We start from the raw sequence: 11,014 nt of genomic DNA, 5'->3' as shown, positions 1-11,014 counted from the left end.
CGCCGCGGCACCCGCCGCCGCTTACTACTGCGAAGCAGGTACAATGGTGGGCAACCAACCAAGAAAGGCTTTCCATGGAATGCTACGCAAGCTGCCCGGCGACGTTCGAGCGCGCCCTCGCCGATGAGCTGCGCGCCCTCGGTATCCCGCGCGTCCGACCGCTCAAAGGTCGCGTCTCCTTCGAGGGGGACGCGCGCGACGCCTACCGCGCCTGCCTGTGGTCGCGTCTCGCGAGCCGCGTTTACCTCGTCATCGGCCGTTTTAGCTGTGCTACGGACGACGATCTCTACAGCGGCGTCTACGAACTCCCCTGGGCGCGCATCCTCAAGCCGGGTGCGAGCATCGCCATCTCCGCCCATGGAACGAACGACGCAATCCGCAACACGCGCTATGCCTCGCTCCGCGCGAAGGACGGCATCGCCGACCGCATGCTCGCGGACACCGGCACGCGCCCTCGCATCGATACGCACGCGCCCGACGTCCGCCTTTCGCTCACGATCCGCGGCGAGCGCGCGAGCCTCTCCTTCGACCTTTCGGGTGAACCGCTCTTCAAACGTATCCCGCGCGCGGCACTTGCGTGCGCGCCCACGGGTGTCGACATCCTCCGCCCAGATTACGCTGCGCTCGTGCTTGCCGAGGGCGGATGGCGCGAGCTCTGCCAGCCCGCCCTGCCGCGCCGCAAGACAAAGCGCCCCGCCTCCGCATCGGAACGTTCCGAGAACGAAGCATCGGCCGCAGACGCTGCAGATGCCGAAAAAGCGCGGCCGCGCGCCCTTCCCTACCTACTCGATATCGCCTGTGGCGAAGGCGGCATCCTTTTGGAGGCGGCGGGGATGCTCGCCGGACGGGCACCAGGCGCCACACGCACTCGCTGGGGGTTCCAGGCGTGGGCGCAGCACGACCCTGCACTTTGGCGCGAACTTCTTGCCGAAGCCCGCGGTTGCGAGCTCGATGCGACAGCGCTCGCCGGGCACATCGTAGCAACGGACTTCGATCAGCGCGCCCGCGAAGCAGCTGAACGCATCGTCCGGGCCGCGGGGCTCGCTGCAGTCGTGGGCATCGTTGAGCCCGCAGCGGGCAAGCTTGTTGCGGCCCTCCCACGCGCTCGCGCAAACGCCCCGCTCATGGGCGCCATCGTTGGCGATACGACCCCGGTCGGCGAGAACGCGGCAGCAGCGGCCTTGCGCCTCGCGACCGAGCTCGCCCGCACTCCGGCCTGCGTTTCATGGCGCATCGCCTGTCTCGCGCGCAACGAGGTGCCGAACATCCCCGGCAGATCCGCCCGCGGCACGCAAACGCTCTCCCTTGGAAACGACGAGCTCGTGCTCACCGTACTGGGTGGTGCAGGCGAGACGCCGTTAGGAGGTGATGGCCAGCGCAAAAGCTCAGACGATGCGCGCGCGGCTCAAAAGCAGGATGCTGCCAGCTCCCCCGGCGCAAAGCATCCCAAGGTCAACATTGCCGGCGCTGGTGCTGTTGCCGCCACCGTCGACGTGGGCGATGGGAAGCCCATCCCGCTCATCGTCCCCGCCTCCGAGCAGTTCGCACGGCGCCTTATCAAGGTCGCGCGCCTGCGTCGCCGCTGGGCGAAGCGCGAAGACGTCACCTGCTATCGCGTCTACGACGCCGACCTGCCCGATTACTCAGCTGCCATCGACCTCTATGAGGGTAGTGCGACGACTCCCGGACGCTGGCTCGTCATCGCCGAATACGCGCCGCCCCGCACCATCGACCCCGAAATCGCGCATGCGCGCATGCTCGACATCCTCGCCATCGCGCCCCGCGTACTCGACGTTCCCGCCGAGCATGTGCACGTGAAGACGCGCATGCGCTCGCGTGGCGGCTCGCAGTACGGGCGCGCACAGCAAACCAGCAGGCGGACGGCGAGCGATGGCGAACGCGTCCTCATAGAAGAAGGCGGCCTCACGTTTGCCGTCGAGTTCAACGACCGGCTCGACACGGGCATCTTCCTCGATCACCGTCTCGCCCGCAGCCTCGTGCGCGAGCACGCCCGGAAAGCCCGCACGTTCCTCAACCTCTTCGCCTACACCGGTACCGCGAGCTGCTACGCGGCGAGCGGCGGCGCCCAGGAGACCGTGACCGTCGACCTTTCGAACACCTATCTCGACTGGGCGGAAGAGAACATGCGACTCAACGGCTTCACCGGCCCCGATCACCATTTCGTACGCGACGATGTCCTCGCGTGGGTCGAACGCCAGCGACATACAGCCAACCGCTGGGACCTCGTCTTCTGCGACCCGCCCACATTCTCGAACTCGGCGCGCATGGGCGAGCGCACCTGGGACGTCCAGCGTGATCATGTAGAGCTGCTGCGCGGCGTCGTCGATTTGCTCGAGCCGAGCGGCGAGGCGATCTTTTCGTGCAACCTGCGCGGATTCAAACCAGACGTTGAGGCGCTCGTGCGCGCAGACATCGAGCTCGAGGACATCACCGATGCGACCATCCCGGAGGACTTCCAGCGCAACAAGCGCATTCACCACTGCTACCTCGTACGCCGGGCATAATCGCAGCAACCGCAGGCTCGGGAAACGCAGGGCGTAGATCATCCCCGGGGCTCTGGCTATGCAGGCCGAGTCCTGGGGTTATGTAACACTCCGCGCCGCCGCCTCGACAAAGCGCCACCGCTCTCGCACACATGGGCGCATATCGCTATAATGGCCGAACGGCATATTCCGCCGAAACACGCTCTCAAGGAGTTCAACGAAATGGACCAGAAGACCAAGGTCGAGCAGCCGGAATCCGAACACCCGGCCGAGACCGACGGGGTCGCCGCCCCACCGAGCTCTACCGGATCGATCTCGCTCAAACGCGTGAAGAAAGCCGAACAAACCGGCAAGCGCGGACGCGGGCGCAAAACCGTCCGTCCCCCCAAGACCATCGAAGGCGCCGCGCATCCCAAGGCGCACACCATCCCGGTGAGCCTCGGCGCCATGCTCGTCACCATCGGCGTTGTCTACGGCGATATCGGCACCTCGCCCATGTACGTCACGAAAGCGCTCCTTGCCGGCAACGGCGGCATCATGAGCGTCACCGAGGAGTTCGTGCTCGGCGCGCTCTCGCTCGTCATCTGGACGGTGACGCTGCTCACCACCATAAAGTACGTGCTCGTCTCGCTCAAGGCCGACAACAGCGGCGAAGGCGGCATCTTCGCGCTCTACAGCATCGTGCGCCGCTTCGGCAAGTGGCTCATCATCCCCGCCATGCTCGGCGGCTCGGCGCTGCTCGCCGACGGCGTGCTCACCCCCGCCGTAACCATCACCACCGCGGTCGAGGGTCTGCGCACCATCCCCGAGATGCATGCGCTCATCGGCGATAACCAAACGAACGTGGTCATCATCACGCTCGCCATCGTCTGCATCCTCTTCGCGGTGCAGCGCGCCGGCACCTCGAAGATCGGCCGCGCATTCGGTCCTGTGATGACGTTCTGGTTCCTGTTCCTGGGCGGCGTCGGCCTCATCTCGATGTTCGTCGCGCCGCAGGTGCTCCTTGCCATCAACCCCATCTACGGCATTCAGTTCCTGTTCAGCCCCAACAACCATGCGGGTATCATGATCTTGGGCAGCTGCTTCCTCGCCACGACCGGCGCCGAGGCGCTCTACTCCGACATGAGCCACGTGGGCAAGGGCAACATTTACGCCACCTGGCCGTTCGTGAAGGTATGCCTCATTTTGAGCTACCTCGGCCAGGGCGCGTGGCTCCTTGCCAACACGGGCAACGCCGACCTCGCGACCATCGAGGATCTGAACCCCTTCTTCCAGATGCTCCCAGACATGATGCGCCCCTTCGGCGTCGTGCTCTCCGCGCTCGCGGCGATCATCGCCTCGCAAGCGCTCATCACCGGCGCGTTCTCGCTCGTCTCCGAGGCGAGCCGCCTTGACCTCATGCCGCACCTCCAAGTGTTCTACCCCGCCGAGACGAAGGGCCAGCTCTACATCCCGCTCGTCAACAAAGTCATGTGGGTGGGTTGCATCGTCGTCGTGCTGCTGTTCCAGAGCTCCGCGCATATGGAAGCGGCGTACGGCCTCGCCATCACCATCACCATGCTCTGCACGACAGTGCTGCTCTTCATCTACCTGCACAGCGTGCGCAAGCTCAAGCTCTTCCCGTTCATCTTCGTGGCGTTCTTCGTGATGCTCGAGGGCTTCTTCTTCGGTTCGTCGCTCACGAAGTTCTTCCACGGCGGCTACTTCACCATCTTGCTCGCCGCCCTCATCATGAGCATCATGCTCTGCTGGTACGCGGGCACCGCCGTCGAGCGCCGTCAGGCGACGCTCCTGCCCGTGCGCAGCTACCTCGATCAGCTCGCGCGGCTGCGCGACGACCAGACCTACGACCTGGTGGCAGACAACCTCGTCTACCTCACGAACGGCACGAACACAGATTATCTCGATCGTGACATCCTCTTCTCGATCTTCGACAAGCACCCCAAGCGCGCCCGTGCGTGGTGGTTCGTGAACGTCGAAGTCATGGACGACCCGTATACCTTCGCGTACTCGGTCGAGAACTTCGACACGGACTACATCTTCCGTGTGCACCTGTTCTTGGGCTACAAGGTCAACCAACGCGTGAACGCCTACCTCCGCCAGATCGTGCAAGACCTCTCCGCCTCGGGAGAGCTGCCGCCGCAGCGCCGCGATTACTCCGTGTATAAGCGCCCGGGCAACATCGGCTCGTTCCAGTTCTGCATGCTGCGCAAGACGCTCGCGCCGGAAAGCGACATCGACAGCCGCGAGCGCACGGCCATCTCGCTGAAATACGCCATCCGTGGCTTCGCCGGCTCGCCCGCACAATGGTTCGGCCTCGAGAACTCAAGCGTTTTCGTGGAGTACGTGCCGCTCTTCGCGAAGTTCAAGAGCTTCGACAAGCTGACGCGCATCGCTCCAGACGAGCGGCCGTAACGGAGGCGAACGCGCCCACCGCGCGCAACGTGCGCAAGGCTCTAGCTAACATGCAGCGTCCCGACTCGCGCTTATGCGGGTCGGGGCGCTTTCTTGTTGGGAAATCAGCCCAGGCTATGCGGCTCCAAACAACTCGTTTCGGTTATCAACGGTTATTTTGTAAGAGGCCGAGTAGACACCCGCTTTCGATGATAGAAGTCGCAGGTAGAAAGCGTGCACTAACTCCGGCTACTCGCGCCATCGCAAAACAACCGTTGATAACCGAAACGAATGAGTAGCCGCACCACGCGGCGCCCGCCCGACCACCAAACCCCGTCACACCCATACATCCACCTTGCGAGCGCTCGCTCAAAACCATGCGGCACGGCATCGTGACGAAGGGCACCTCTGCGCTGCCCGCTTTGCATATGGTTCGCCCGCGTCACGGCTGCGCACCTCGTTAGCAGCGATTTCAACGTTTTATATAAAGCAAGCCGCTGTCGATAGAATCTCGACAATCGCGGGGTATCATGGGGATTTGCTTGTATCAGCATTCCGCAAAGCGCTGGTAAATACGCCGTTAGTTGCTCGCTTTGTTCACAAAGACCGAAAGGGCTCCCATGCTCGTTGCCATCATCTCGTTTGCCGCCGCCATCGCAAGCATCGTCCTCGCTGTACGCGAGGTTCGCGGCTGGCGCACAAACGCCACCGCCGCCTCGTCCTCCGAGAAAGACGCCGCCCCCGCGAAGACGGGGCGCGTTCCCTACCGTGCGAGCGGCGTGGCGTGGGCGCTTGCGTTCCTCGCCATCCAAGTGTTCATCGGCGTGTGGGGCGCGCTCGGCCTTGTGCAGGACGAGCCTATCGCCCCGATCATCATGAATGCGGTGCTCACGGGCTGCGTCTACCTCTCACTTGCCCGCCCGCGCCTACGTCCTCGCCTGCTCGCGCTCTTCGAGCCCGGCAGCCGCTGGCCGCACCCCCAGGCAGCCTGTGCGCTTGCCATGGTCGCGACCGGCATCTTCGCCACGCTCGCACTCGAGCTCCCCAGCAACCATAACCTGCTGTGGATGTACCCGCTCTGCCTGCTGCTGGAGATCTTCCTCGTCACGGCCGTCGTCGCGGGTTTCTTCTACCTCTTCCAGCGCCGTGGTGCCGCGTCCGCCATCGCCTCGTTCGTCTTCTTCGCCATCGGCATCGCGGAGTATTTCGTCATCACCTTCAAATCGCAGCCCATCCAGCCCGGCGACCTCACCGCCATCGCCACTGCTGCGGCCGTGGGCGGCGGATACATCTTCAGTATCACGTCATACTGCCTCTACGGCATCGTCGCGCTTGCCCTCGCCATGATTACGAGCGCCTACGCCGCGCTCCTCAAACCCGATCGCGAGCACCGCACCCGCAAGCAGCTCCTGGTCAACCTGCTCGTGGGCGTACTGTGCCTCGGCGGCGTCATCGGGCACGTCGTGCTGGTCGACTACTACAACCTCCTGCGCATCCAGGTGTATACGTGGCGCCCACTCGAGAGCTACTACCGCCAGGGCTTCATCCCGTCGTTCATCTCGAGCGCGCAGACCATCCAGCCGCGCAAGCCGGAAGGGTATTCCAAGAGCGGTGCGCAGGATCTCATCGATGAATACGCCGCGAGCTACGACGAGAGCGCGGGCACCACGCCCGAGCGCGCCGAGGCGGTCGAGCAGTTCGAGGACGAGCAGCCCTCGGTCATCGTCGTTATGAACGAGACGTTCTCCGACCTCTCGGACTATGACAATCTCCATGCGGGATACGAGGGGCCGGAGTTCTTCAACAGCATTGACGACGCCGTGCAGCGCGGCGACCTCTACGTCTCGGCCTACGGCGGCGGCACCTGCAACACCGAGTTCGAGTTCCTCACGGGCGACTCGATGGCCTACCTGGGTAACGGCGTCTACCCCTACACCATCTATAACCTCACGCATGCCGAGAATCTCGCGCAGCAGTTCAGCGATCTTGGCTATACCACGACCGCCATGCATCCCAACCACGCGACGAACTGGAACCGTGAGAACGTGTACCGCGACTTCGGGTTCGACGAGTTCCTCGCCATCGAGGATTTCGAGGGAGCCGATACCCTGCGCGGCATGGTAACGGACGCCGAGACCTACGACAAGATCGTCGAAATGCTCGAAACGGACGACGACCCGCAGTTCATCTTCGATGTCACGATGCAGAATCACTCGGGATACGACACCGGCCTCATCCCCAACGATATGCAGACGAACTACCTCATCGATGGCACCTACGATCCCGAGGTCAACGAGTACCTCGCGCTCATCGAGGAGTCCGATCGCGCGCTCGAGGAGTTCCTGGGCGAACTCGAGGAGCTCGACCGCCCGGTGGTCGTCGTGTTCTTCGGCGATCACCAGCCGTTCTTCCCGTCTGATTTCAACGACGCATGGTTCCAGGGCGAGGACGACGCGACGCACAGCGAGCGCCTGTACCACACCGGCTACGTCATCTGGGCGAACTACGACCTCGCCGGCAGCGAGCAGCAGAGCCAGCAGGAAGACATCTCAACGAACTTCCTGGGTGCAGAGGTCATGAACCTCATCGGCGCGCCGCTCACCGACTACCAGAAGGCACAGCTCGCCCTGCGCGAGAGCATGCCCGCTATCAACATGATCGGGTACCAAGATCAGACGGGCGCATGGCACCTTTCGAGCGCCGTTGCAGACGAGCACGCAACCGAGGCATTCTCTGCCGCTCAGAAGGCGCGCGAGGATCTTGCCAAGATGCAGTACCTCAAGCTCTTCGATCACGGCGACAGCGTGTACACGAAGACGCTCCAAGGCGCCGCGAACGAGACCAATCCGAATCTCGCCCCCGGTACGACGAAGATCAAATAGTCCCGCGGCGGGAGCGTAAAACCCCCGGCGACTGTTGCACATCGGGCTGAAATAGATTTGGATCAATTCGTATCTTTCAGCCCGATGTAAAAAGTCGCTGGGGTTATTTTGCAAAACGGTCGCCGAGAGGGTATCTTGCGTTGGGTCACATCTCCCGACCGCGCAACCGTGCGGTAAGGCGGTCGAGCACGTCCGGCGCCACACCGGCATACGCCTCCAGATACGCGCGCGCCGTGCCGTACCGTTCATACAGATGCTCCAGCGTGCGCTCCATCTCTTCGGCATGCGCCACGAACAGCGAGCGAGGGACGCGCTTGCGCAAGACGATCGTCACGAGCGCGCGTTGCGCCCACATGCTCGGCGTCATGGCAGAACCGGTCGCCACATAGTCGCGCACGATATCCTCATCCGACACGCCCGCGAGCCCCAGCAGCAACATCGCGATGACACCTGTCCTGTCTTTGCCCGCGCGGCAATGAAAGAGCACGCAACCCGGCTCATCGCCCAGATCGAGCGCCTCGAAAACGCGACGGAGACTATCCGCGTCGTCGTCGAGAAGCCGCAGGTATACATCGAGCATGCGTGCGGGAATCTGCCCCCGCATGCCGCTCGAATTGAGCTGGTCGAACATGGGGATGTGAACGTACTCGATTCCCGGATGCCCCGCCGCCGCAAAGGGATCGGGCCAATGGCGCGTCTCGAACGAACTCCGAACGTCGATGACGCGACGCAGGCCGTAGTGCTCAAGCCGTGCGAAATCTGCACCGCGAAGGCCGCCGAGCGAACCCGCGCGCAGAAACGCACCGAACGCCGTCTTGCCTGTGGCGCCTGCCTCGGTGCCGTATGGATACCCGCCGAGGTCGCGCACGTTCCGGGCGCCCTTCAACTCCAACGTACTGTTCAGATTTGCCACTTCCGCTCCCGCGAAGAACCGTGCCGGCACCGAAAGCTCGCCGGCACGTGGTAACACACGTCCGATATCGTATCGCTTGCGAACACGTGACAGCCCGCTTGTTTAGTAATGATTGTATCAAGGAGCCACAGCGCGGCATACAGGTGTGGTCGGTATAATGAAGGACTGTCGGCAACTGTTCATCATTCAAGCCGAGGAGGCATCGTGTCTGCCGTCACTTCATCGCTTACTCCCGAGGGTGCCCCTCTGCCCCGCATCACCCTGCGCCAGCTGGCGGAAACACTGCGACAGGCGCATGTTTCCGTCGCCTGCCATGGGGATGAAGCGAGCGCGGTGCTCGGCATGACCGTCGACTCGCGCGAGGTCGAGGCGGGCAACCTGTTCGTATGCAAGGGCGCGGCCTTCAACCCCAGCTATCTGGCGTCGGCTGCCAAGGCGGGGGCGGCAGCGTACCTTTGCAGCGAATCTGACTATGACGAACTCGCCGCTGCCGCCCCACACCTTCCCTGTCTCGCCGTTTCCGACGTCCGCCGCGCTATGGCGCTCGTCGCACCCGAAGTCTACGGCCACCCCGAGCGCGGCCTGCGCATCGTGGGCATAACCGGTACGAAGGGCAAATCCACCACTGCCTACATGCTGCGCTCGATTTTTGAGGCAGCGGGCATGGAAACCTCGATTCTCGGATCGATCGAAACGGACGACGGCGTCGAGCATTACGAGAGCCACAACACGACCCCCGAAGCACCCGAACTATGGCGCCATCTATGGCACACTGCGCGCTCTGGTCGATCCATCATGGTGATGGAGGTCTCGAGCCAAGGCCTCAAGTACGACCGCGTGCTTGGGGTTCCTTTCGAAATCGCCGTGTTCTTGAATATCGGCCGCGACCACATCTCGAGCATCGAGCACCCCAATTTCGAGGACTACTTCGCATCCAAGCTGCGAATCTTCGACCAGTGCACGACCGCCGTGGTGAACCTGGGAAGCGAGCACGCAGACCGCGTACTCGAGGCATCCCGCGCTGCGCGGCGCATACTCACGCTGAGCACGACCGAAAGCGTGTCTGCGGACGTGCTGGCGCAGCACATCGAACCCACTCCCACCGGCTGCTCGTTCGATGCGGTAACGCATGGTAAAGGGCATGACGCCTCTATCGACAGCACGTTTGCACTGCATTCCGAGATGCATATTGATCTTGGCATCCCCGGTCTATTCAACGTAGAAAACGCGCTTGCCGCCATCACCTGTGCGCAACTCCTGGGCGTGCCGGAAGATGCCATCGTGCAAGGCCTGGCTCAGCTCCGCGTTCCCGGCCGCATGGAAGTCGTCGCCTCAGCCGACCGACGCGTCGTCGCCATCATCGACTACGCGCATAACGAGCTCTCGTACCAGGCACTGTTCTCGTCGGTGCAAAAGGAATATCCCGGCAGACGTATCATCGCCCTCTTCGGAGCACCCGGTGACAAGGCGGTCGAACGCCGCGAAGCTCTGCCGCGCATTGCAGGGCAGTATGCCGACCTCCTCATCTATACCGAAGAGGATCCTGCACACGAGCGCGTTGAGGATATCTGCGCCGAACTCGCTTCCCATACGCCCGTGGGTGTTGAGCACATTACCATCTGCAATCGCGAAGAAGCCGTCGCCTATGCCATTCGCGATGCCTACGCGCATGACGAGGAAAGCGTCGTGCTGCTCCTTGCCAAGGGCGATGAGACCCGCCAGCACCGCGGCGACGAGTATCCCGAGGTGAAAAGCGACCTCGCACTTGCGCGGGAACTCATCAAGTAGCGCGGCTGCTGCGGTTTTTCGTTCTTTATCGCAAAAAGTGGTGGCGCAGTTCAGATATGCACGATTTGCGTTGACCACAAGCTGTGAATTAGCCTGCGCTCGCTCGACTTGAATCGCTGTAAGCCACTGAGCACCTACGTTTCCGCAGGATTCGTTTGAATTGCTATGCCGATTGCTCGTTGCGGGCGGCTGGCAAGGCCCGCGAATCATGCATATCTGAACTGCGCCACCACTTTTTCGAGACAGAAATGAAAAACCGCCCTCCGGCAGACCGGAAGGCGGTTCTCTCGACAGCTCAGGTGTCTCTGGCCATCGCAGCTTCAGCGGAAGGTTCGGGCGCGACTATTCCGCGGCACCCTCCGCAGCGGGCTCGGCCTCCGCGGCGGTCTCTCCGGCAGCTTCCGCAGCAGCCTTGGCGGCCTTCTTGGCGACCGCTGCCTTGCGGGCGGCCTCGACGCGCGCCTGCTGCTCAGGCGTGAGCTCGCGTTTGGGCTTCGCTGCGGTTGTGGCGGCTCCGGCAGAAGCGGCGCCAT

General features: G+C 63.1%; 5 protein-coding genes and 1 pseudogene. 4 read left to right on the top strand and 2 right to left on the bottom strand.

The window, feature by feature from the left end; genetic code table 11:
• Nucleotides 1-74 precede the first annotated feature (74 nt).
• The 3 genes from rlmKL to QZ079_RS05095 all read left to right on the top strand — a co-directional run bounded on the left by rlmKL (nt 75) and on the right by QZ079_RS05095 (nt 7,780).
• Nucleotides 75-2,525 (top strand): bifunctional 23S rRNA (guanine(2069)-N(7))-methyltransferase RlmK/23S rRNA (guanine(2445)-N(2))-methyltransferase RlmL, encoded by a 2,451-nt coding sequence (gene rlmKL, locus QZ079_RS05105; RefSeq protein ID WP_297035935.1) that lies wholly within the window; start codon nt 75-77, stop codon nt 2,523-2,525.
• A 201-nt stretch (nt 2,526-2,726) separates the two neighbouring features.
• Nucleotides 2,727-4,919, top strand: coding sequence for a KUP/HAK/KT family potassium transporter (locus QZ079_RS05100; protein ID WP_297035932.1), 2,193 nt, complete (start codon nt 2,727-2,729; stop codon nt 4,917-4,919).
• Between the two features lie 599 nt (nt 4,920-5,518).
• Nucleotides 5,519-7,780 (top strand): LTA synthase family protein, encoded by a 2,262-nt coding sequence (locus tag QZ079_RS05095; RefSeq protein ID WP_297035929.1) that lies wholly within the window; start codon nt 5,519-5,521, stop codon nt 7,778-7,780.
• Between the two features lie 145 nt (nt 7,781-7,925).
• On the opposite strand, the gene QZ079_RS05090 is transcribed toward QZ079_RS05095, so the two are convergent.
• Nucleotides 7,926-8,693 carry a tyrosine-protein phosphatase gene (locus QZ079_RS05090; protein ID WP_297035925.1) on the bottom strand — a complete coding sequence of 256 codons (768 nt, stop codon included), beginning with the start codon at nt 8,691-8,693 and terminating at the stop codon, nt 7,926-7,928.
• Nucleotides 8,694-8,897: 204 nt separating this feature from the next.
• Here QZ079_RS05090 and QZ079_RS05085 point away from each other — a divergent pair, with 204 nt between their 5' ends.
• Entirely contained in the window at nt 8,898-10,481 is a 1,584-nt protein-coding gene (locus QZ079_RS05085) for a Mur ligase family protein (protein WP_297035920.1), read from the top strand.
• 342 nt (nt 10,482-10,823) lie between these two features.
• Here the strand turns inward: QZ079_RS05085 and QZ079_RS05080 are convergent.
• Nucleotides 10,824-11,014 (bottom strand): annotated as a pseudogene (locus QZ079_RS05080) (hypothetical protein); the annotation flags it as partial.

The organism is uncultured Enorma sp. (genome assembly GCA_905210055.1).
Taxonomy (GTDB): Bacteria; Actinomycetota; Coriobacteriia; order Coriobacteriales; family Coriobacteriaceae; genus Enorma.
Note: the sequence above shows the minus strand (reverse complement) of the source record. Positions and strands in the feature narration are given on the sequence as shown.

Bases quoted from the DNA above. Each gene is read 5' to 3' on its own strand.
- rlmKL (WP_297035935.1), top strand. From the start codon at position 75: ATGGAATGCTACGCAAGCTGCCCGGCGACGTTCGAGCGCGCCCTCGCC.
- QZ079_RS05100 (WP_297035932.1), top strand. From the start codon at position 2,727: ATGGACCAGAAGACCAAGGTCGAGCAGCCGGAATCCGAACACCCGGCC.
- QZ079_RS05095 (WP_297035929.1), top strand. From the start codon at position 5,519: ATGCTCGTTGCCATCATCTCGTTTGCCGCCGCCATCGCAAGCATCGTC.